Raw genomic sequence first — 21,501 nt, forward strand, 5'->3', positions numbered from 1 at the left:
AGCGCCTAGGGTTGGGGGTGTGGAAGCGGTGATCTTCGATCTCGACGGTGTCCTGGTGGATTCGGAAAAGATGTGGGACGAGGTCCGCCGGGCGGTCGTCCACGAGTTCCACGGCACCTGGCGGGAGGAATCGACCAGGGCGATGCAGGGGATGAGCACCCCGGAATGGGCCGCCTACCTGGCGCACGACCTCGGCGTCCAGCTGCGGCCCGAGGACGTCGCGCAGGTGGTGATCGACCGGATGGCGCGGCGGTACGCGGAGAAACCGCCGATCATCCCGGGCGCGCCGGGGGTCGTGCGCGAGGTCGCGAAGCACTGGCCGGTGGCGATCGCGAGCTCGTCGCCGCCGCTGCTGATCAAGGCGTTCCTCGACATCACGCGGCTGCCGGTGCCGACGGCGCTTTCGTCGGAGCAGGTCGGCGCCGGAAAGCCGGCGCCCGATGTGTACCTGAAGGCGGCGGAGCTGCTGGGCGCGGAGCCGAAGAACTGCGCGGCCGTGGAGGACACCACCAACGGGCTGCGCGCGGCGCTGGCCGCGGGGATGACGGTGTACGCGGTGCCGAATCCGCATTTCCCGCCGGATCCGGCGGTGCTGGCGGAGACGACGGTGGTGCCGGTGATCACGGATCTGCCGGCGGCGCTGCTGGAGGGCTGATTCCGGGCCGACGGGGTGTTGCGAAAGCCACTTTCGCAACCTTCAACGTTGCGAAAGTGGCTTTCGCAACGCTCCCGCTCGGGACCGGACCAGGTTCAGCCTCTCGCGGGCGCCCGGATGCCATGAAAGGTCCTTTCCTTGCGAATTTCGCAAGGAAAGGACCTTTCAGCCCGCGTCAGGGGAGGGTCACGCCTCGCCGGCGATGAACTTCTCGACCTCGTCGCGCGCGGTGGCGTCGTCGTACTGCTCCGGCGGCGACTTCATGAAGTACGAGGAAGCCGACAGGATCGGGCCGCCGATGCCGCGGTCCTTCGCGATCTTCGCGGCGCGCACGGCGTCGATGATGATGCCCGCCGAGTTCGGCGAGTCCCACACCTCGAGCTTGTACTCCAGGTTCAGCGGCACGTCGCCGAAGGCGCGGCCTTCGAGCCGGACGTAGGCCCACTTGCGGTCGTCGAGCCACTGCACGTAGTCGGACGGCCCGATGTGGACGTTGCCCTTGCCGAGCTCGCGGTCGACCTGCGAAGTGACCGACTGGGTCTTCGAGATCTTCTTCGACTCGAGCCGCTCCAGCTCCTTCATGTTCAGGAAGTCCATGTTCCCGCCCACGTTGAGCTGCATCGTCCGGTCGAGCTGGACGCCGCGGTCCTCGAACAGCTTCGCCAGCACGCGGTGCGTGATGGTGGCGCCGACCTGGGACTTGATGTCGTCACCGACGATCGGGACGCCCGCCGCGCGGAACTTCTCCGCCCACTCGGGGTCGGAGGCGATGAACACCGGCAGCGCGTTGACGAACGCCACACCGGCGTCGATGCAGGCCTGCGCGTAGAACTTGTCGGCCTCTTCGGAGCCCACCGGCAGGTAGGAGACGAGCACGTCGACCTCGGCCTCGCGCAGCGCGGCGACGACGTCGACCGGGGCCTCGTCGGACTCCTCGATGGTCTCGCGGTAGAAGCGGCCGAGCCCGTCGTAGGTGTGCCCGCGCTGCACGGTGACACCCAGCGGCGGCACGTCGGCGATCTTGATCGTGTTGTTCTCCGAGGCGAAGATCGCCTCGGACAGGTCGCGGCTGACCTTCTTGGCGTCCACGTCGAACGCGGCGACGAACTCGATGTCGCGGACGTGGTACTCGCCGAACACGACGTGCATCAAACCGGGCACGCGAGTGCCGGCATCTGCGTCGCGGTAGTACTGAACGCCCTGGACCAGCGAGGCCGCACAGTTGCCGACGCCCACGATGGCCACCCGAACGCGGCGGTTCTCGCCCATGCCGGTTTCTCCTTCATTAGTCCAACAGTTGTAGGTAATGCGCAGCGCGCTCGGAGAGCGCCTCAGGTCTCCGGCCCGCGCTGCTCGGCCTGTTCGTGCGCGATCAGCTCGTTGAGCCAGCGCACCTCCCGCTCACTGGACTCCAGCCCGAGCCGGTGCAGCTCACGGGTGTAGCGGTCGATCTTCTCCTCGGCCCGCGCCATTGCCGTCCGAAGTCCTTCACGGCGTTCCTCGACCCGACGACGGCGGCCTTCCAGGATTCGCATCCTGACGTCGGCCGGTGTCCTCGAAAAGAACGCCAGGTGGACGCCGAAGCCTTCGTCGTCCCACGTCTGCGGCCCGGCGTCGCCGAGCAGTTCGGCGAACCGTTCCTTGCCCTCGGCGGTGAGCTTGTACACCCGCTTGCCCCGGCGCGCCCACGCCCGGTCTTCCACCTCTTCGAGCTCCTCGACGAGGTAACCGGCGCGAAGCAGCCGACGCAGGGTCGGGTACAGCGAGCCGTACGAGAACGTCCGGAACATCCCGAGCGTCTCATGCAAACGTTTGCGCAGCACGTAGCCGTGCATAGGGGTCTCGTGCAGCAGGCCCAAGATCGCGAGCTCGAGCACACCGCACCCCCTTCCGGGAACAAACCGCGACCGGTCGCGTTGGCCACCGTGACCGGCTCGGTCAACCTACCGGCCCACTATATCGCGCCGATACATCGAAGTGGTGTAGCTAACCCCGATCGAGTACCCGGAAACCGGGCGAAATTCACCGGAGAGTTATCGAATCGTCGGCGTGTCCGACCGCATACGCACCGTCCCGCCGCCAACGGGACGTGGACCACACAGGAAGAGCCCGTACTCTGTTGGCGTGCGAAACCAGCGGCAGGTCGTGGACTACGCCTTACAGCGGCGCGCGCTGCTCAAGGGCGTCCACTCCGGACGGGTCGGCACATACGACGTCTGCGACGCGGGCCCGTACCTCCTCCGTGCCGCGAAATTCCACGGCCGACCAGGCGATCTGGACTGCCCGGTCTGCCATCGGGAGGAACTGACCCTGGTGTCGTGGGTGTACGGCGACGAGCTCAAGCACGCCGCCGGATCGGCCAAGACGCCGGAAGAACTGGTACGGATGGACGGGCATTTCGCGGAGTTCACCGTCTACGAGGTCGAGGTCTGCCGGAGCTGCCACTGGAACCACCTGGTGCGGTCCTACGTCCTCGGAACAGGAGATCCGGGAACCACCCGGCCACGGACCCGGTCGCAGAGGACAGCGGGTCAGTGACAGGTATCGAAAACGCAGTTGAGCACAGAGCGGCGTGCCCCGAAGCGCCGGTCTGGGAGGCCCATTCGTGAACGACGACCGCAATCGCTCCTGGCCTGGCCAGGAGCCTGATGCACCTCGCCGTGCCCAATGGCCTGGCGAAGACGACGAACCCGGCTGGCCGAGCGAAGAACCGCCGCGCCGCCCCCAGCGCCGGACTCCCCCGAACGGCATCCCCCGCTCGGCGAACCCGCGTCCCGCCGGCCCCCGCGCTTCCGACCCGCAGTGGCCTGCCGGCGACGCCGGTGGCCCCGAGTGGCCCTCCGACAACGAACCGCGCCGTCCCGCGCCGCCGCGCCGCCCCAACGGCATGCCCCCGCGCAGGCAGGGTCCCCCGCCGCCGCCCGGTGGCCGTCCCGCCGGGCACCGTCCGCCGCCGCCTCCGCCCGGCGACCGCCGTCCTCCCGCCCCGGCCGACCAGGCGACCGCGATGGTCCGGCCGGTCGAGCCGGAACCGTACGAGCGCGAGCCGGAACTCATCACGCACCACGCGCACAACGGCACCGAAGACCCGTACGGCTACGACCCGTACGACGACCGCTATGACGATCGTCACCCGAGCGCCGCGTTCGGCGCGGAGGGCGAGGATCCGTACGAAGACGAGCCCGCCGAAGACGACGAGGACGGCAAGAAGAAGGTCCTCACGCCGAAGCAGCGCAAGAAGCGGCGCTGGCGGATCGTCCGCCGGGTCCTCTACGCGATGTTCGGCCTGTTCGTCGTGGTGCCCGCGATCGCGTTCGTCATCACCTACTTCCTGGTGGACGTCCCGTCGCAGGAAAGCGTCGCGAGCCTGCAGAGCCAGCCGATCACGCTGATGTACGCCGACGGCAGCCCGATGGGCAAGATCGCGCCCGCCAGCGGCGGAAGCCGGTACCTGCTCAAGCCCGGGGAAGTCCCCGAAGTGGTCAAGAAGGCCGTGTACGCGGCGGAAGACTCGTCGTTCGAGACCAACTCCGGTTTCGACGTCGGCGGCATCCTGCGCGCGGTCTACAACAACGTCACCGGCGGCCAGGGCGGCGGCTCGACGATCTCCCAGCAGTACATCAAGAAGGCGACGGCCAACGAGGCGCCGACGCTCACCCGTAAATGGACCGAGCTGGCCAAATCCTTCAAGATGAACAACCAGATGTCCAAAGAGGAGATCATCACCGCCTACCTCAACACCATCTACTTCGGCCGCGGCGCCAACGGCATCGAAGCGGCCGCGCAGGCCTACTTCAAGAAGCCGGCCAAGGAGCTCGGCGCGTCCGAGGCCGCGCTGCTCGCCGGGTTGATCCAGGGTCCGAGCCGGTCCGAGAACGAGCCGTACGCGCAGCGACGCTGGAACTTCGTGATGGACCAGATGGTGTCGAACAAGTGGCTCGACCCGGGTGAGCGCGCCGCCGCGCAGTTCCCGAAGCCGATCCCGAAGGCGCAGGCGAAGGCCGACGACGCCGGGACGCTGAGCCTGCACATCCGCAACCGCGTGATCGACGAGCTCGAAGCCCGCGGTTACGACCAGGACCGGCTCCACCAGGGCGGCTACAAGATCACCACGACGATCGATCCCAAGGCGCAGAAGATGGCCGAGGAATCCGTCGCCGAGGGGATGAAGGGCCAGACGGACGAGAACATCCTGAACGCGCTGGTCGCGATCGACCCCAAGACCGGCGGCGTCGTCGCCTACTGGGGCGGCCCGGACTGGACCAAGAACGCGCAGGGCCAGGACGTCCAGGCCATCGACTGGGCGAACGTGCCGCACAACCCCGGTTCGGCGTTCAAGGCCTTCGACCTGACCGCGTTCCTGAAGATGGGCCGCGGTCTCGGCGAGACCTTCGACGGCTCCAACAACCGGAAGTTCGACGGCCGCACGATCCGGAACGCGGGCGAGAGCTCCAACTGCGGCACGCAGTGCACGGTCGCCGAGGCGATGAAGGTCTCCGCGAACACCGTGTTCTACGACATGGTCCGCAACGAGACGAAGGTCGACCCGGTGGCGAAGGCCGCGAAGGAAGCCGGCGTGATGGTGGAGGCCGAAGGCGGTAAGGCGAAGCTGAGCCCCGACATCAACATCGCGCTCGGCGGTGGTGGCACGGTCACCACCGCGGAGGACATGGCGGCCGGTTTCGCCACCTTCGCCGGCGAAGGCGTCCGGCAGAAGCAGCACTTCGTCGCCAAGCTGACCAACTCCCAGGACGAGGTCGAGTTCGACGAGACGGCTCCCAAGGGAACCCCGGCCTTCAGCGACGACGCCGACAAGAGCAAGCAGATCGCGGGCAACGTCACCGACGCGCTCGAAGAGGTCATCCCGTACTCGAAGCTCAAGTGCCCGAAGAACCACGAGTGCGCGGGCAAGACCGGGACGCAGCAGTACGACTTCAAGGACAGCGACCCGCCGAGCTATCGCGACCGCAACGCGCAGACCTGGATGGTGGGCTACACGCCGAGCATCTCGACGTCGGTGTGGGTCGGCGGCGACGGCAACAAGCCGCTGCACGACAAGAACAACAAGCCGATCTACGGCCGGACCATCGCCGGTCCGATCTGGGAAGACTTCATGTCCCGGTACATGACCGGCAAGCCGTCGGAGAAGTTCGACAGCGTCAAGCCGATCGGCAAGGACGCGCGTTCCGTGCCGACGACGACCGCCCAGAAGCCGCCGGAGACGTCGACGCCGCCCGAGACGCCGTCGACCACCCCGACGCCGACGACACCCACGACGCCGACCGAGACGACCGAAACGGGTGGCTGGCCGACGAAGCCGACCAAACCCACGAAGCCGACGAGGCCGGGGCCCGGGACCACGGATCCGTTGTTCCCGAACGCCGAAGATCCGTGACGATCGGGCTGAGCACCTGACGAAGGGTGTGCCGGGCGAGTGCCCGGCACACCTTTTTTCGTGGCATCGGTGAACCTGAACCGATCCGATACGTCTTAACTAGAAGGAGACCTGCGACCGCAGGACCGCGCTCACCACGGAAGGTTCGGAGGACGTCCCAGTGAACGACGATCCCCACGGCGGATGGCCAGGTCAGGACCCTGACCCCGCACGTCGTCCGCAACGCCCGGCCGGACCGCCCCGCCGCCCCGCCGGGCCGCCCCCTGGACACGGGCAGCGGCAGGGTCCCCCGGGACAGGCGCCGTGGCAACGCCAGGGGCCCTCCCAGCAGCAGCCGCCCCCGCGCCGCCCGCAGCGGCCACCGGTCGCGCCGCAGCACGAGCCGGACCTCATCACGCATCACGAGCACAACGGCACCACCGACCGCGGCTACGACGAGCCGTACGACGATGAGCCGTACGGCCCGGAGACCGACGAGAACGGGAAGCCGGTCCTCACCCCCGCGCAGCGCAAGAAGCGCCGGTGGAGACGGATCCGGCGAGTGCTGCTCGCGCTGTTCTGCCTCTTCGTCGTCATCCCGGCGATCGCGTTCGTGATCACCTACTTCGCCGTCGACGTGCCGTCGCCGCAGTCCGTCGCGGCCACCCAGGGCCAGGCGGTGACGTACTACTACGCCGACAACACCGAGATGGGCAAGGACGTCCCCAAGGGCGGCAACCGGCAGATCCTGACGCCGGAGCAGATCCCGGACATCGTCAAGAAGGCCGTGATCGCCACCGAGGACGCCTCCTTCGAGACGAACTCCGGCTTCGACATCGGCGGCATCCTGCGCGCGGTCTACAACCAGGTGACCGCGGGCAAGGGCGGTGGCTCGACCATCTCCCAGCAGTACATCAAGGTCGCCAGCGGGGACGACGAATCGTCGCTCGCCCGTAAATGGACCGAGCTCGCCAAGTCCTTCAAGATGAACCAGACGTACGAGAAGAAGGACATCATCTCGGCGTACCTGAACATCATCTACTTCGGGCGTGGCGCGTACGGGATCGAGTCGGCCGCGCAGGCGTTCTTCGGCAAGCCCGCCGGTGACCTGAACGCTTCGGAGGCGGCGCTCCTCGCGGGCCTCATCCAGCAGCCGGGCCGCTCGGAGAACCCGAAGGTCGCGAACGATCGCTGGAACGTCGCGCTGAACCGGATGGTGCAGAACGGTTTCCTCTCCGCCGCGGATCGCGCGAACCTGCAGTTCCCGACGCCGATCCCGCAGGAGGACAAGCAGCAGGCCGGGGTGGTCAACCCGTTCATCCGCGACAAGGTCATGGACGAGCTCGCGGCGAACGGCATCACCGCCGACGTCTACTACCGGGGCGGCTACAAGGTCTATACGACCATCGACCCGAAGGCGCAGGCCGCGGCCGAGCAGGCGGTGGCCGACGGGATGAAGGGCCAGACCGACGAGAACCTGCTCAACGCGCTCGTCGCCATCGACCCGAAGACCGGCGGCGTGAAGGCGTACTACGGTGGCCCGTCCATCGTGAAGGGGCCCGACGGCAAGGACCAGAAGGGCCGTGACTGGGCGAACACCCCGCAGAACCCCGGATCGTCGATGAAGCCGTTCGACCTCACCGCGTACATGCAGCTGGGCAAGGGTGGCATCAACTCGACGTTCGACGGCTCCAACAACCGGCAGTTCGGGAAGCAGACGATCCGGAACGCCGGTCCCGGTAGCTCGTGTTCGGCGCAGTGCACGGTGTCCGAAGCGATGCAGCGCTCCGCGAACACGGTGTTCTACGACATGGTCGTGAACGTGACCAAGCCCGGGCCGGTGGCACAGGCCGCCAAGGACGCCGGGATCAAACCCGCCCCCGAGGGCGTGTCCGAGCTGTACGCCGACAACAACATCGCGCTCGGCGGTGGCAAGACGGCCGTCAGCCCGGAGGACATGGCCGCCGCGTACGCGACCTTCGCGGGCGAAGGCCAGCGGCGGGACAAGCACTTCATCGTCAAGGTGACCAACTCGCAGGATGAGGCCGCGTACTCGGCTCCGGAAGAGGCGAAGCCGGCGTTCTCCGACGACGCGGACAAGAGCAAGCAGATCGCCGGGAACGTCACCGAGTCGCTCAAGGGTGTCATCCCGTTCTCGAAGCTCAAGTGCCCCAACAATCACGAGTGCGCGGGCAAGACGGGAACGCAGCAGCACACCTACCGTCCGGGCGAACCCGCGTCGGCGAAGGACGCCAACTCGCAGACCTGGATGGTCGGCTACACGCCGTCGATCTCGGCCGCGGTCTGGGTCGGCGGCGACGGTGACAAGGCGCTGAAGGGCAAGAACGGCAAGTCGATCTTCGGTTCGACGATCGCCGGGCCGATCTGGCAGAAGTTCCTTTCCCTGTACCTGAACGGGAAACCGGGGGAGCGCTTCGAGAAGGTCAAGATCATCGGCGGGGACGACAGCAACACCGTCCCGTCGACGCAGACCCCGCCGGACGAGGACGAAGGCTCGACCGAGACCGGCACGCCGTCGACCGGCCCGTCCACCGGTTCCTCTTCCTCGCGGAACCAGGAAGAGGAGACCTCCAGTTCGCGGAACCCGCCTTCGTCGAGCGAGAACAACGGCGGTGAAGAAGAAAGCGGCGGCAACGGGCCCGGCCGTGGCGGCGGCAGAGGCGACAACGAATAGCTAGAGGGTGACGACGCGCCGTTCGGCACCCGAAAGGTGTGCGGCTTCGATGACCCGGAGCGCCTCGACGGCGGAGGCGGGATCGACCGGGAAGCCGCCCTTGCCGAGCAGCGCGTCGCGCACCCGCGCGTAGAAGTCCTCGTACCGGCCGACCTCGGTGGGCACGGTTTCGACGTCGTCGTTCACGCCGAGCACGCCCGCGTCCGACGGCGGCTCGACGCCCCAGCCGGGGTCGCCGGGCCGCAGTCCGTCCTTGATCTGCGGCTCCTGGACGTCGAGGCCGTACTTCGTGAAGGTCGCCTTGTCGCCGAGCACGCGGAAGCGCGGGTTCCGGGTGCCCGCGAGCGCGGACGCCCACAGATGCGAGCGCACCCCGTTGGTGTGCTGGAGGGCGACGAAGGCGTCGTCGTCGACGGACACCCCGGCGCGGCGCCTGTCGACCTCCGCGTAGACCTCGGAGACCGGGCCGAACAGCTGCAGCGCCTGGTCGACGATATGCGCGCCGAGGTCGTAGAGGAGGCCGCCCGCCTCGGCGGGGTCGCCGAACTCGCGCCAGTTGTCCCGCGGCTTCGGCACCCAGCGGTCGTAGCGTGACTCGAAGCGGAAGACGTCGCCGAGACGGCCGGACTCGAGGACCTTCCGGACGGTGAGGAAGTCCGAGTCGAACCGGCGGTTCTGGAACACCGTCAGTCCGACCCCCTTGGCCTTCGCCGCTTCGACGACCTTCGCCGCTTCGGCCGCTGTCGGCGCGAAGGGCTTGTCGACGACGACAGGCAAGCCTGCCTCGATCGCCCGAAGCGCGAGCGGAACGTGCGTGCGGTTCGGCGTGCTGACGACGACCAAGTCCAGCTCGCCGGCCTTCGCGAACAACGCGTCCGCGTCGGGCAGCACGTCGGCGGCCGGATAGTCGGCGCTCGCCTGCCCGACCCGGTCCGGATTCGAGGTGACGATGGCGGCCGGGGTCAGCCCCGGTGTCGCGTCGACCAGCGGCGCATGGAAGACGCGTCCACCGGTGCCGTATCCGAAGATCCCCACTCGCAAGTCAGCCATGACCCCATTAAACAACAGTGTTGCGTAATCAGCCAGTCATGGCAGGATGCGCGCTATGCCGGAGACCGGGGTCAATCTGCGCGGCCTGCGCCAGCACAATCGGACACTGCTGCTCACGCATATCCTGCGCGCGGGCGGCCTCAGCCGCGTCGAACTCGCCGAACGCACCCGGCTCACCCAGCAGGCCGTCTCGAAGATCGTCCCCGAACTGCTCGAAGCGGGCCTGCTGGACGAAGAACGCCAGGCCGCGTCCGGCGTCGGCAAACCGCGCACCCTGCTGCGCGTCCGCGCGAACGCCCGGCACGCGCTCGGCGCCCAGCTCGACCGGGACTCGTTCCGCGTGCTCATGACCGACCTGACCGGGAAGATCATCGCGTCACGAGGTGGCCCGCTTACCCCGGGATTCACCCCTGACCAGGCCGTTTCCGTTCTCGGTGAAGCGACCGAAGCACTACTCGACGGCGTCGAACGCGAAGGCGTTCTCGGCCTCGGCGTCGGCTCCGTCGGCCCTCTCGACCACCGCGAAGGCGTCGTCCGGGACGCCACGAACATGCCGGGCTGGCACCACGTCCCCCTGCGCGACCTGCTCGCGAAACGCACCGGGCTGCCCGTGCGGCTCGACAAGAACACCAATGCCGCCGCCTTCGCCCAGCACTGGCCGGAGGGCGCCGAGGCCGCGACCGCCGTCGTGCTCGTCGGCACCGGGATCGGCGTCGGCCTGCTGATCGACGGCAGGCTGTACCGCGGGCCGCGGACCAACGCGGGCGAATTCGGGCACACCACGCTCGCCTTCGACGGACCGCGCTGCGCGTGCGGCCGCCGCGGCTGCGTCGAGGTGTTGCACAACGCGGCGGCGACCACGGAAGAGGCGGCGGGCCTGCTCGGGATCGGCCTCGCCGACCTCGTCCAGGTCCTCGACCTCGAACGGGTCGTGCTGACCGGGCGCTCGGTCCGCGCGGAGCCCGAGGTCTACCGCGACACCGTCGCGGCGCGGCTGCGGGAGCTGCTGCCTTTGCCGCACTGGCAACGGATCCAGGTCGATCTCGACGAGATGGGCGACGACGTCGTCGCGTTCGGCGCGGCGGCGGAGGTGCTGGCCGGGTTCTACGAGAGCGGTGACATCACCGGGCAGTCACCCGGGTAGGCGCTAACATCCGCCACGTGTCCGACCAGACGACCCAGCCCGAGGCTCCGCTCTCCCTCACCCCCGGCGAGCGGGTCATCCCGAGCTGGAACGAACCGCTCGTGGCCGCGGCCACCCGCCCGATCGGCGGACCGCTCGGCGAGCACGCGGCCGTGGGGCGGCATTGGTTCTGGTCCCCGCAGCGGGTGGGGCTGCTGCTGGCCTGCCTCGCGCTGGTGCTCTCGTGGTTCGGCAAGGCGTCGTGCATCCAGGAGTACACCGACGACTCCGGGACCCATCAGCTCGACTGGCGGGCGGGCCGCCCGTTCGTCGCGATGTGCTACTCGGACATCATCCCGCTCTACAGTTCCGAGCGCCTGAACGATCCGGACACCTTCCCGTACGTGACTTCGTGGACCGAAGACGCGGGAACGGCGAAGGAGACCACGCGGTACATGGAGTACCCGGTCGCGACCGGGCTGTTCCAGTGGATCAACGCGAAGATCACCGAAGCGTGGCTTTCGGTCGCGGAATCGGGCTGGCTGCCCGGTGCGCTCCCGGTGGCCGTGTACTTCAACATCTCGGCGCTCTGGCTCGCGCTAGCCTGGCTCGTCACGGTGTGGGCGACCGGCCGATCGCTGAAACGCCGCCCGTGGGACGCCGCACTGGTCGCGATCTCACCGCTGGCCATGGTGCACGTCTTCACCAACTTCGACGCCATCGCGACCGCGTTCACCGCGACCGCGCTGCTCGCCTGGGCCCGGCGCCGCCCGGAGGTCGCGGGTTTCCTGCTCGGCCTCGGCGCGGCGGCGAAGCTGTATCCGCTGCTGTTGCTCATCCCGTTGTTCTTCCTGTGCCTGCGCGCGGGCAAGGTCAAACAGTGGGCGCTCACCACCGGGCTCGCCGCGGCGACGCTCGTGGTGGTCAACGTCCCGTTCGCGCTCGCCGCGCCGACCGGCTGGTGGGAGTTCTTCCGGCTCAACACGGCGCGCCCGATGGATCCCGACTCGCTCTACAACGTGATCTCCCACCTGTCCGGCTGGGCCGGTTTCGACGGGAAACTCGCGACGGGCCAGACACCGGTCGTGCTCAACGCCGTCGTCGCGGTGCTGTTCCTCGCCGCCTGCTCCGGCATCGGGTACGTCGCGATGAAGGCGCCGCGCCGTCCGCGGCTCGGCCAGCTGGCCTTCCTCGTGGTGGCCGCGTTCCTGCTGACCAACAAGGTGTGGAGCCCGCAGTATTCGCTGTGGCTGGTGCCGCTGGCGGTGCTCGCGATCCCGCGCTGGCGGCTGCTGCTCGGCTGGATGATCCTCGACGCGCTGGTCTGGGCGCCGCGGATGATGTACTACCTCGGCGTCGACAACAAGGGCCTGCCCGAAGACTGGTTCCTCGGCACCGTCGTCGTCCGCGATCTCGCGGTGGTCGGCCTCTGCGCGCTGGTGATCAGGGAGATCTTCCAGCCGCGCAGAGACCTCGTCCGCGCCGCCGGGGACGACGATCCGATCGGCGGTTTCCTCGACGGCGCCCCCGACGCGCGCACCGTCAAACGCGCCTCAGCACCTCAGGTCCAGGACGTTCCAGCCTGACGTGCTTGCCGAAGTCCTCGGCCCCGAAGTCGTCGATACTCACGATGACGGCTTCGGGCGACGTCTCGACCAGACGGCAGCTGACCCAGTCGTCCCCCTGCTTGACCGACCAGCGCTCGGCGAGGATGGCCAGCCCTTCGGCCTCCAGCAACGCGACGGAGTCGTCGAAGGCGGCCGGCCCGCCGAGCGGGTAGCCGAAAACGGTCAGTGCCTGCCAACGGGTTTCCGGCGCGGGGACGACGTAGCCGACGTGCTCGCCGTCCTCCGCCCGGTACACGGTCCGATTCTTCATGCGGCACAGGTTGGACCCTCCCGTGGCGTGAGGGTCAAGCCGATTCAGCGCACTACATAACCGCCCGTGCTCGTTTCGAAGAACGGGATCGGCCCGGTGCAGGGCAGCACGTCCTGTTCGAACCCGCCGTACGCCCAGCTCCAGCCGATCCGGTCGTGGCCGCGCGGCACGTCCCGCACCGAGAAACCGATGCGGCGGCCGACCAGGTTCACCGGGAAGCCGGGGATGTCGGCGCGTTCGATCACGCCGGTCAACACGGCGAGGTCGCCGTCACGCGAGACGCAGTCGATCTTGCCGTCGAAATCGGCGAACGGTTTTCCGTCCTTGGTCAGATGATTCACGTGGAACCGGCCCGACGACTTCCCGGGTTCCCCGAACGCGGCGAAATCGAAGCGGACCGGGTCGCCCTCGAAACCGGGGAATGTCAGCGGTCCGCCCGCCGATCCGAGCACGACCGAGCCGGCCGAACCCGTCGACGGAGCCGCCGTCGCCTGCGTCGCCCCCAGCGTTCCCGCCGCGGCGGCGAGCACGGCGACCGCGGCGATCTTCGACCTGATGTTCATGGCTTCCCCTCCAGCACCGGGTGTTTCCCGGTCGAGGTCGAGCCTTTCGCGATCGGCGCGCCCGGCCCTCCCGCCGGAGAGGGAACGATCTCCCTCCCGAGTAGCACCGGGTTGAGCGGGGGCACTGAGGCTGCCGGCGTCGGCCAACGCGTGGGTCCGGGTGGTCGTGAGTGGCGATTCGGGTTAGAACCCGAATCGCCACTCACGACCAACGCGACATCAGGCGGAGGCGACGCGTTCCCGGACGTAGGCGATGTCCGCGGCCTGCCCGTCGGCCGGGGTCTCGACGACCACCGGAGCGCCGGCCTCGGCCGCGACCGCGACGAGCACCTCGGGATCGATCGTGCCGTCACCGCCGACGACGTTGGCGTGCCGGTCGCGGGTGGAACCGAACTCGTCGCGCGAGTTGTTGAGGTGCACCAGGTCGATCCGGCCGGTGATGGCCTTGACCTTCTTGACCGCCTCGGTCAGGTCCCAGCCCGCCGCGTACGCGTGGCAGGTGTCGAAACAGAAACCCGCGCCGAATTCGCCGACCTTGTCCCAGAGCCGGGCGATCGTGTCGAGGTCGCGGGTCATCGCGTTGTCGCCGCCCGCGGTGTTCTCGATCAGGATCGGCACGGCGAAACCGCCCTTTTCCTGTTCACGCTCGAAAAGCTTGCGCCAGTTGACGAGACCTTCTTCGACGTCCTCGCCCGCGCCGACGTGCCCGCCGTGCACGACGAGCCCTTTCGCGCCGATCGCGGCGGCGCCGTTCGCGTGCTGGGTGACGTTCTTCCGCGACGGGATGCGGATGCGGTTGTTCATCGACGCCACGTTGATCAGGTACGGCGAATGGATGAACACCTCGACCGGCGATTCCTTGATCGCCTCACCGTGCGGGTGGGGTTTGGGGGCTTTCCAACCCTGCGGGTCGGAAAGGAAGAACTGAAGGACTTCGGCTTCGCGCTCGGCGACCGCGGCCAGCGGATCGTCGTCGCGGACATGGGCACCGATTTTCATGTTGGCAAAATACCCTTGGGCATTTCTCCCCGGTGCGGGCCAGGTCGTCACGCTCGTGGGGTAGCGTGAGCGCGTTCCGTTAAACCGCGTGGGTCCTGAGGGGCGGAGGACGAACTCGATGGGGAAGACTGCCGGGCGGATTACGGCTTGGGGATTCGCGCTTTCGGTCACGGCCGGGCTCGCGTTCCCGATGACCGCGACGGCCGCCGGGGAACCGAATCCGACCCTTTCTGGCGACTGCGCCGCCACGCTACAGAACGGGAAGTCCGCCGACGGACTCGTTCTCGACGCGGGCGCCCCGCTCAATTCGCCCGAGGCGCTGACGGTCGGCCTGGACTCGAAGGCCAAGACCGCCGAAGGACGGAAGCCGCTGCTTTCGCTGCCGGTCGGCGATCTGGTCAAGACCACCGGCCTCACCGACAACGCGGTCGGCGACCTCGCCGCGCAGGGCGTCTGCAAGCCCGCGCAGGGCACGGTGAACGCGCTCGGGAATCTGACGCAGGGCGTCACCAAGGACGTGCCGCCAGTCGTGACCCCGCCGTCCCCGCGACCGCCGGAAGACCCCAACCCGCCGCAGCCCCCGACGCCGGGTCCGGGCCCGGGGCCGGGTCAGCCCGGCGGCCCGGGCAGCCAACTCCCGGTGCAGACCGGCCCGGGTTCCTCCACCGGCATCGGCGGCGACTCGATCGCCGGCGTGATCAGCAACGCGGCACTGCTCCCCGGCAGCTTCGTCCAGGCGCCGGTGATCACCGAGATCATCCCGGGTGAGGTGCCGCCGCCGACCGTCGACGAAAAGGACGCGGGCAACGCGCAGGCCATCCAGGCGCCGGTCGCCCCCGCCAAGCTGCCGCTGCTGCTCGCGGTGCTGGCGCTGGCCGTCGTCGCCGCGGCCCTGGTCCGCGCTTGGCTGCGGGGTAAGCCCGCCTGATCTTCACCGTCAGTGACGCCCGCTTCCACTCGAATGCCTGACCTCTTCGAGTGAGCGGGCGTTACTCGTCTCCATTAGCGTCGTTATCCGGGTAGGTGACCCCGACGACGGAGGAGTCGAAGGCATGCGCGAACGGACACGGAGGGCGACCGCCCTGGGTGCGTCGGCCTTCATTCTCGCGGGCTCGGCCGCCCTCGCCATGCCCGGCACGGCCGCCGCCGCCGAGACCAAGACCGCGCCCTGCGGGGGATCGGTGACCGCGAATCCCGGTGACAAGATCATCGGGAAGACACTGCTCGGCCTCCCGATCGACCTCGGTACCGTCGGCCCGGTCTCGACTGTTCTCAGCAGTGTGCTGGGCACGGTCTGCAAGGTGACGGTGACCGTGGTGAACACCGTCGTCGCGCCGGTCCCAGTCGTCGGCGCACCCGCCGCGGAGGCGCTGAACGGCGCCGTCAGCGGCACCCACGAAGCCCTGACCGGCGGCGGCGCCAAGCCCGCTCCCGGAACCCAGCCCCAGCCAGGGAAACCCGCTCCCGGCACGCCCGGCAGCGGCGGACCGCAGACGGGCGGGCCGGGCGCGCCCGCGCAGAGCGGCGCCCCCGCACAAGGCGGCATCCCTGCGGCGAACAGCCCGCTTCTGCCCGGCACCTTCACCCCGAACTTCGGCAACCTGCCGTGGGGCATCAGCACGGGCTACGCCCCGATGCGCGACTACAGCTCCATCCCGATGGCGACGGCCGGTCTCTTCAGCCCGTCGCCCGGCCTCCGGTACGGCGGGCAGATCCCGGGCTACACGCCGCAGTTCGGCGTCACGACCGAAAACCAGAACGGCAACCCGGACGTCCAGACCGCGGGACAGGCCGAAGCGCTACCGAGCGTGAGCGACGGATTCACTCAAGACGGGAAGCTGCCGCTGCTGATCGCGGTTTTGGCACTCTCCGGAGTCAGCGCGGGCCTCGTCCGCACCTGGGTGCTCCGCCGAATGGCCGCTACAAGTTAGACCTACCGCCTAGTATCTTTCTGGTCACTCCCTCGTTATCCCCGTTGCAGTGATTCCTCATGCACTGCCACACGCCCCCACCGACCCGGAGGAACGCGCCCGTGCGGAAGACGACCATCTGGCAGACCACCCGCAAGGCGCTCACCGTCACCGCACTCGCGACCATGGTCACCGGTGGCGCGCTCCTGACGGCGGGTACCGCGTCGGCCGCGGGCACCACGCTGGCGAACGCCTGCAGCGGCACCGTGAGCGGTGGGATGGGCGACACCGTCGCGATCACCGGCACCTCGGTCAAGGAACTGGTGCGGGCGGGCGCGCGGGAAGCGGGCACGCTGGCCCTCTACGACGTCGCCGCGAACGACATCGCCAAGGTCAACAGGATCGACCTCGGCACGGTGCCGAACGCCGCGGGCGGTTCGATCGACGGCAAGGCGATCGGCACGGCCGTGCGGCAGGCGGTCAAGAACACCAAGTCCTGGGGCCTCGGGCTGAACCCCGAAAAGACGCTGAACTCCATCGAGCACAAGGTCGCAGGCAGCTGCGGCCTGACGACGGTCGCGACCAACTACGTCGCGCCCACCCTGCCGACCCCTGGCACCACGGCCCCGCAGCAGGGCGGCACCGGCGGCGGCACCAACGGCAGCATCCCGCAGAACACGAACCTGCTCCCCGGCGGCAGCAACGGCACCGGATACGCGCCGCCGCGCGACTACGGCAACCTGCCGGTCGCGCAGCCGGGTGTCGCGGTGGCGCCGGGCGTGCGCTACCCGGCCAACAGCCCGCTCCCCGGCGAGGGTGCCCCGCAGTACGGCACCGACGGCCAAGCCGGGCAGGGCGGCCCCGACGTCCGCAACGCGGGCAACGCCGAAGCGCTCGCGACCGACGGCATGCCCGGCGGCGACGTCCAGCTGCCGATGCTGCTCGCGGTGCTCGTGCTCGCCGGCGTGACCGCCGCGCTGGTCCGCACCTGGGTGCTGCGCCGCGTCGCCTGACCGCCAGGTACGCTTACCTGGACAAACCCTCCTGCCACGGACAGTCCGTGGCCGCGAGCCCATAGGAGGTGAGTGGTTGTGTCACGCCATTACGAGGTAATGGTCATCCTGGACCCCACGCTCGACGAGCGTACGGTGGCCCCGACCCTGGACAACTTCCTCAACGTGATCCGCACTTCGGGCGGAAGCGTCGAGAAAGTCGACGTCTGGGGCCGTCGCCGGCTGTCCTACGAGATCAAGAAGCACGCCGAGGGCATCTACGCGCTGCTCGACCTGAACTCGTCTTCGGAAGCGGTCAAGGAGCTGGACCGTCAGCTCTCCCTGCAGGAGACCGTGCTCCGCACCAAGGTCATGCGCCGCGAGATCAAGCGCGCCGCGACCGCCGCCGCCAAGGCCTGAGCCGAAGGACTTTCCCGATGGCTGGAGACACCGTCATCACGGTGATCGGCAACCTCACGTCCGACCCGGAGCTTCGCTTCACCCCTTCCGGTGCGGCGGTCGCGAACTTCACGGTCGCGTCCACCCCGCGCACGCTGGACCGTCAGTCCGGTGAGTGGAAGGACGGCGAGGCCCTGTTCCTGCGCTGCAACATCTGGCGTCAGGCGGCCGAGAACGTCGCCGAGTCGCTGACGCGTGGCGCGCGGGTCGTCGTGCAGGGGCGCCTCAAGCAGCGGTCTTTCGAGACCAAGGAAGGCGAGAAGCGCACCGTCGTCGAGCTCGAGGTCGATGAGATCGGCCCGTCGCTGCGTTACGCCACCGCCAAGGTGAACAAGGTCAGCCGTGGCACCGGTGGCGGTGGCGGCGGCTTCGGTGGTGGCGGCGGTGGCCAGAGCGCCCCGCCCGCCGACGACCCGTGGGGTTCCGCCCCGCCCGCCGGTGGCGGCGGTGGCGGCGGTTTCTCCGACGAGCCGCCCTTCTGATCAGGCGATCCACCGCGGGCGAAAGCTCCGCGAGACGCCGCGAGACAACCACTACGTAGAAATCCAGGAGAAATACCGTGGCCAAGCCACCCATCCGCAAGCCCAAGAAGAAGGTCTGCGTGTTCTGCAAGGCCGAGAAGAAGGGCCGCCCGGAGAACATCGACTACAAGGACACCAACCTGCTTCGGAAGTACATCTCCGACCGCGGGAAGATCCGTGCCCGTCGCGTGACCGGCAACTGCAGCCAGCACCAGCGTGACATCGCCATCGCGGTCAAGAACTCCCGCGAAATGGCGCTGCTGCCCTACACCTCGACCGCACGCTAAGGAGGCACGTCAATGGCGAAGATCATTCTCACCACCGACGTCGCCAACCTCGGTGGGCCCGGCGACATCGTCGAGGTCAAGGACGGCTACGCACGCAACTACCTGCTCCCCCGCGGCTACGCCATCGTGGCCACCAAGGGCGCGGAGAAGAACGTGCGCACGATCAAGCGGGCGCAGGAGAGCCGTCGCATCCGCGACCTCGACCACGCCAAGGAGATCAAGGCGACCCTGGAGGGCCTCGGCGCCATCCAGCTGAGCGGCAAGGCGGCCGAGGGCTCGAAGAAGCTCTTCGGTTCGATCACCACCGCCGAGATCGTGGACGCGATCAAGGCGGCGGGTGGCCCGCTGCTCGACAAGCGCGTCATCGAGCTGAAGGACCACATCAAGACCGTGGGCAAGCACTCGGTCGGCGCCCGTCTGCACCCCGACGTCCGCGTCGACGTGCGGCTCGAGGTCAAGGCCAAGTAACACCGCTTCGGCACAGGGCGGGACGTCTCCATTCCGGAGGTGTCCCGCCCTTTGCTTTACGGGGAACCCCACCCCGCCGGGCCACGTCTTAAGCTTGACTGGGGATCAAGGCATTATCGAGACTCGACGTCGAGGCACGGGGAGATCTGGACGCATGGCTTACGACAGCAACGCCGAGCAGAACCGGCAGGAGAAGGTCACGGTCTCCGCGCCGGCCAATCCTGACAAGCCCTCGTCGGCGTCGGGCGGTGGCGGCGGGTTCACCTTCGACAAGGACAAGATCGACGGCATCATCAAGAAGTGGACAGATCTGCAGGCCGAGCTCAAGCGGGACTACGCCGACGCGAACCTGATGGCGAACGTCAAGGCGCCGGGCAAGGAGTTCGCGAGCGGCGACTGGGAGAAGCTGGCGAACCCGTCGGGCAAGGCGTTCCTGGAGCAGAACCAGAAGATGCAGGACTACGTCAAGAACTACATCGACCAGCTGACCGCCGCCAAGCAGAAGATCACCACGAACGAGGCCGAAACGCAGGCTTCGCTCAACAAGCACAAGGCCGTGTGATGCGACGTTCCCTCGTACTCCTCCTCGCCGCGGGCGCGCTGGTCGCCGGCTGTTCGGGCACCAAGAACGGCACCGCCTCGTCGGAGCCGTCCTACACGACCGGGGCCGGTGCCTCGAGCGCGTCGAGCGATTCGTCCGGCTCCGCGCCCAAGGTGGCCAACCCGTTGAAGACCTCGTCGATCGAGAACGACGCCTGCTCCGCGCTTTCCGCCGCGAAGCGGACCGAGCTCGGTCTCGGCGAAGGCGAGCAGCGGACCACGAGCGTCGGGCCCGGCTGCTCGATCTTCGCCGCCGACGACCGGCTGAACCAGATCGAGATCAGCCCGGTGCTCGCGAACAAGAACGGCCTCAGCGACGTCTACGACACCAAGGCCAACAACGAGTACTTCGAGCCGACCGAGGTCGCCGGCTACCCGGCGGTGTACGCCGCCTCGCTCGACGCCCGTAACAAAGGCAAGTGCGGCCTCTTCGTCGGCGTGACCGACCAGCTGGCCGTGAACATCCTGGTGCAGTACGACAACGGACCGGGCGCGAGCGATCCGTGCCCCGTCGCGCTCAAAGTGGGGGAAGCGATGATCGAGACGTTGAAGGAGGGCTGACACGTGTTCCTGCTGCCGATCATCGCCGGGTACTCGGCCTACAACCTGGCGACCACGAAATCCGGCGACTTCGAAGCGTCCGGCGGCGATCGCAAGATCGACTGCTACAACATCTGGGAGAAGATCGTCACCGGTCCGGGTACCGGGTCGATCCAGGAGGGCCAGGCCGCGGCGACCCGGCTCAAGGCCGGTTACCAGGAACGGCTGACCACCATCGACAACCTGTCGAAGGAGATGGACGCCGCCTGGACCGGTAAGAGCGCCGAAGCCGCGCAGCAGTCCGGCGCGCATCCGCTGCGGGCGTGGATGGAGGACTCCGGCAAGAAGCTGGTGGACTCCGACAAGTACCTCGGCGAGCAGAACACCGCCTTCACCACGGTGAAGGCGAAGGTGCAGCAGGTCCCGAAGGAACCGCCGAAGAACAACCTGCTCAACTCCATCACGCCGTGGACCACCGACACCGACCGCGCGATCCGGGACTACAACGAAAAGGGTCAAGCGAACGTCGACGCGTTCAACGAGTACTTCAAGGCCAGTTCCGAGAACGGCAAGAAGCTGCCCACCTACTCCAAGATGGAGGGGCAGAACACGAACGTCGACGTCAACGGCGGCGGCGGAAACGGCAAGGACAAGGACGGCAACGGGAACGGCCAGGGCGACCGGAACGGGCACAACGGGATGCCGGGCATCTCGACCCCGCCCGGTTCGATGCCGAGCATCCCCGGTTCGGGCACGCCGAACATCCCCGGTTCGAACATGCCGGGCATCGGCACGCCAGGCTCGAACCTTCCGGGCAGCAACCTGCCGGGGTCGAACCTTCCCGGGTCCAACATGCCGGGCTCGAACCTGCCCGGTGGGCAGTACAACCCGAACATCCCCGGCAGCAACTACAAGCCGCCGTCCTGGGACGACGGGACGAACGCGTCCGGCTACACCCCGCCGAAGATCCCCGGCGCCGGCGGCTTCGGCCCGGGTGGCGGCGGAGGCGGTGGCGGTGGCGGCTTCGGCGGCACCGACATCCCCGGTGCGGGCGGCTTCGGCCCGGACGGTGGCTTCGGCCCCGGGTTCGGTCCCGGTGGCGGCAGCGGCGCGGCCCTGCCCGGCAACGCGGGGGCGATGGGCGGCGCCGGCATGGGCGGCGGTGCGGCCGGTCCCGGTGCCGGAGCGGGCCGTGGCGCCGGCGGGATGATGGGCGGCATGGGCGGTATGGGAGCCGGTGGCGCCAGGGGCAAGGGCGCCGAGGACGAGGAGCGCAGCTCCAAATTCCTCGTCGGCGACGACCCCAACGAGATCTTCGGAACCGACGAACTCACCGCACCGCCGGTGATCGGCGAGTAGTCGTCACGAGCGGGCCGGGCGCGTGCCA

General features: G+C 68.6%; 22 protein-coding genes. 16 read left to right on the plus strand and 6 right to left on the minus strand.

Going from position 1 to position 21,501, the window contains the following annotated elements:
- Positions 1-19 precede the first annotated feature (19 nt).
- Positions 20-655, plus strand: coding sequence for an HAD family hydrolase (locus NQK81_RS25180; RefSeq protein ID WP_257483491.1), 636 nt, complete (start codon positions 20-22; stop codon positions 653-655).
- A gap of 186 nt (positions 656-841) precedes the next feature.
- Here the strand turns inward: NQK81_RS25180 and NQK81_RS25185 are convergent, their stop codons facing one another.
- Positions 842-1,924: an inositol-3-phosphate synthase gene (locus tag NQK81_RS25185; RefSeq protein ID WP_125679418.1), complete on the minus strand. Its 1,083-nt coding sequence runs from the start codon at positions 1,922-1,924 to the stop codon at positions 842-844.
- 62 nt (positions 1,925-1,986) lie between these two features.
- Positions 1,987-2,532, minus strand: coding sequence for a PadR family transcriptional regulator (locus NQK81_RS25190; RefSeq protein ID WP_005168208.1), 546 nt, complete (start codon positions 2,530-2,532; stop codon positions 1,987-1,989).
- Positions 2,533-2,779: 247 nt separating this feature from the next.
- Between NQK81_RS25190 and NQK81_RS25195 the strand changes: the two genes are divergently transcribed.
- The 3 genes from NQK81_RS25195 (at position 2,780) to NQK81_RS25205 (ending at position 8,724) form a co-directional block, all read left to right on the plus strand.
- Positions 2,780-3,193 carry a DUF5318 domain-containing protein gene (locus NQK81_RS25195; RefSeq protein WP_126737440.1) on the plus strand — a complete coding sequence of 138 codons (414 nt, stop codon included), beginning with the start codon at positions 2,780-2,782 and terminating at the stop codon, positions 3,191-3,193.
- 469 nt (positions 3,194-3,662) lie between these two features.
- The gene (locus NQK81_RS25200; protein WP_257489842.1) at positions 3,663-6,050 is read left to right on the plus strand and encodes a transglycosylase domain-containing protein; all 2,388 of its coding nucleotides are present in this window, start codon (positions 3,663-3,665) and stop codon (positions 6,048-6,050) included.
- Between the two features lie 160 nt (positions 6,051-6,210).
- Positions 6,211-8,724, plus strand: coding sequence for a transglycosylase domain-containing protein (locus NQK81_RS25205; protein WP_257483492.1), 2,514 nt, complete (start codon positions 6,211-6,213; stop codon positions 8,722-8,724).
- Here the strand turns inward: NQK81_RS25205 and NQK81_RS25210 are convergent, their stop codons facing one another.
- Complete coding sequence (locus tag NQK81_RS25210) at positions 8,725-9,774, minus strand: Gfo/Idh/MocA family oxidoreductase (protein ID WP_257483493.1); 1,050 nt, start codon at positions 9,772-9,774, stop codon at positions 8,725-8,727.
- A 55-nt stretch (positions 9,775-9,829) separates the two neighbouring features.
- On the opposite strand from NQK81_RS25210, the gene NQK81_RS25215 reads away from it, so the two are divergent.
- The gene (locus NQK81_RS25215) at positions 9,830-10,918 is read left to right on the plus strand and encodes an ROK family transcriptional regulator (protein ID WP_257483494.1); all 1,089 of its coding nucleotides are present in this window, start codon (positions 9,830-9,832) and stop codon (positions 10,916-10,918) included.
- Positions 10,919-10,935: 17 nt separating this feature from the next.
- Positions 10,936-12,483 (plus strand): glycosyltransferase family 87 protein, encoded by a 1,548-nt coding sequence (locus tag NQK81_RS25220; RefSeq protein ID WP_257483495.1) that lies wholly within the window; start codon positions 10,936-10,938, stop codon positions 12,481-12,483.
- Here the strand turns inward: NQK81_RS25220 and NQK81_RS25225 are convergent.
- From NQK81_RS25225 to NQK81_RS25235, 3 genes are all read right to left on the minus strand, one after another.
- Entirely contained in the window at positions 12,440-12,775 is a 336-nt protein-coding gene (locus NQK81_RS25225) for a hypothetical protein (RefSeq protein WP_126734693.1), read from the minus strand. The two genes, NQK81_RS25220 and NQK81_RS25225, sit on opposite strands and share 44 nt — an antisense overlap.
- 44 nt (positions 12,776-12,819) lie before the next feature.
- Positions 12,820-13,338 (minus strand): hypothetical protein, encoded by a 519-nt coding sequence (locus NQK81_RS25230; RefSeq protein WP_257483496.1) that lies wholly within the window; start codon positions 13,336-13,338, stop codon positions 12,820-12,822.
- Positions 13,339-13,557: 219 nt separating this feature from the next.
- Complete coding sequence (locus NQK81_RS25235) at positions 13,558-14,337, minus strand: deoxyribonuclease IV (protein ID WP_257483497.1); 780 nt, start codon at positions 14,335-14,337, stop codon at positions 13,558-13,560.
- 118 nt (positions 14,338-14,455) lie between these two features.
- Between NQK81_RS25235 and NQK81_RS25240 the strand changes: the two genes are divergently transcribed.
- From NQK81_RS25240 to NQK81_RS25285, 10 genes are all read left to right on the plus strand, one after another.
- Positions 14,456-15,265 (plus strand): hypothetical protein, encoded by an 810-nt coding sequence (locus tag NQK81_RS25240; protein ID WP_257483498.1) that lies wholly within the window; start codon positions 14,456-14,458, stop codon positions 15,263-15,265.
- Between the two features lie 124 nt (positions 15,266-15,389).
- Positions 15,390-16,268: a hypothetical protein gene (locus NQK81_RS25245; protein ID WP_257483499.1), complete on the plus strand. Its 879-nt coding sequence runs from the start codon at positions 15,390-15,392 to the stop codon at positions 16,266-16,268.
- A gap of 101 nt (positions 16,269-16,369) precedes the next feature.
- A complete protein-coding gene (locus NQK81_RS25250; protein ID WP_257483500.1) occupies positions 16,370-17,260 on the plus strand; it encodes a hypothetical protein in 891 nt (296 codons plus the stop codon).
- A gap of 78 nt (positions 17,261-17,338) precedes the next feature.
- Positions 17,339-17,659 (plus strand): 30S ribosomal protein S6, encoded by a 321-nt coding sequence (gene rpsF / locus NQK81_RS25255; protein ID WP_185927209.1) that lies wholly within the window; start codon positions 17,339-17,341, stop codon positions 17,657-17,659.
- Between the two features lie 17 nt (positions 17,660-17,676).
- Positions 17,677-18,180 (plus strand): single-stranded DNA-binding protein, encoded by a 504-nt coding sequence (locus NQK81_RS25260; protein WP_126734698.1) that lies wholly within the window; start codon positions 17,677-17,679, stop codon positions 18,178-18,180.
- Between the two features lie 77 nt (positions 18,181-18,257).
- The gene (gene rpsR, locus NQK81_RS25265) at positions 18,258-18,506 is read left to right on the plus strand and encodes a 30S ribosomal protein S18 (RefSeq protein WP_005168122.1); all 249 of its coding nucleotides are present in this window, start codon (positions 18,258-18,260) and stop codon (positions 18,504-18,506) included.
- A gap of 12 nt (positions 18,507-18,518) precedes the next feature.
- Positions 18,519-18,974, plus strand: coding sequence for a 50S ribosomal protein L9 (gene rplI / locus NQK81_RS25270; protein ID WP_005168124.1), 456 nt, complete (start codon positions 18,519-18,521; stop codon positions 18,972-18,974).
- A gap of 154 nt (positions 18,975-19,128) precedes the next feature.
- A complete protein-coding gene (locus tag NQK81_RS25275) occupies positions 19,129-19,536 on the plus strand; it encodes a hypothetical protein (protein WP_257483501.1) in 408 nt (135 codons plus the stop codon).
- A complete protein-coding gene (locus tag NQK81_RS25280) occupies positions 19,536-20,135 on the plus strand; it encodes a DUF3558 domain-containing protein (RefSeq protein ID WP_126734700.1) in 600 nt (199 codons plus the stop codon). The genes NQK81_RS25275 and NQK81_RS25280 overlap by 1 nt, the downstream gene beginning before the upstream one ends.
- Positions 20,136-20,138: 3 nt before the next feature.
- Positions 20,139-21,473: a PPE domain-containing protein gene (locus NQK81_RS25285; RefSeq protein ID WP_257483502.1), complete on the plus strand. Its 1,335-nt coding sequence runs from the start codon at positions 20,139-20,141 to the stop codon at positions 21,471-21,473.
- The last annotated feature ends 28 nt before the right edge of the window (positions 21,474-21,501 follow it).

Source organism: Amycolatopsis roodepoortensis (genome assembly GCF_024628825.1).
Classification (GTDB): domain Bacteria; phylum Actinomycetota; class Actinomycetes; order Mycobacteriales; family Pseudonocardiaceae; genus Amycolatopsis; species Amycolatopsis roodepoortensis.

Coding starts and splice junctions, on each gene's coding strand:
- NQK81_RS25275 (WP_257483501.1), top strand. CDS start 19,129: ATGGCTTACGACAGCAACGCCGAGCAGAACCGGCAGGAGAAGGTCACG.
- NQK81_RS25200 (WP_257489842.1), top strand. CDS start 3,663: ATGGTCCGGCCGGTCGAGCCGGAACCGTACGAGCGCGAGCCGGAACTC.
- NQK81_RS25235 (WP_257483497.1), bottom strand. CDS start 14,337: ATGAAAATCGGTGCCCATGTCCGCGACGACGATCCGCTGGCCGCGGTC.
- NQK81_RS25210 (WP_257483493.1), bottom strand. CDS start 9,774: ATGGCTGACTTGCGAGTGGGGATCTTCGGATACGGCACCGGTGGACGC.
- NQK81_RS25185 (WP_125679418.1), bottom strand. CDS start 1,924: ATGGGCGAGAACCGCCGCGTTCGGGTGGCCATCGTGGGCGTCGGCAAC.
- NQK81_RS25240 (WP_257483498.1), top strand. CDS start 14,456: ATGGGGAAGACTGCCGGGCGGATTACGGCTTGGGGATTCGCGCTTTCG.
- NQK81_RS25260 (WP_126734698.1), top strand. CDS start 17,677: ATGGCTGGAGACACCGTCATCACGGTGATCGGCAACCTCACGTCCGAC.
- NQK81_RS25215 (WP_257483494.1), top strand. CDS start 9,830: ATGCCGGAGACCGGGGTCAATCTGCGCGGCCTGCGCCAGCACAATCGG.
- NQK81_RS25230 (WP_257483496.1), bottom strand. CDS start 13,338: ATGAACATCAGGTCGAAGATCGCCGCGGTCGCCGTGCTCGCCGCCGCG.
- rplI (WP_005168124.1), top strand. CDS start 18,519: ATGGCGAAGATCATTCTCACCACCGACGTCGCCAACCTCGGTGGGCCC.
- NQK81_RS25245 (WP_257483499.1), top strand. CDS start 15,390: ATGCGCGAACGGACACGGAGGGCGACCGCCCTGGGTGCGTCGGCCTTC.
- NQK81_RS25280 (WP_126734700.1), top strand. CDS start 19,536: ATGCGACGTTCCCTCGTACTCCTCCTCGCCGCGGGCGCGCTGGTCGCC.
- NQK81_RS25225 (WP_126734693.1), bottom strand. CDS start 12,775: ATGAAGAATCGGACCGTGTACCGGGCGGAGGACGGCGAGCACGTCGGC.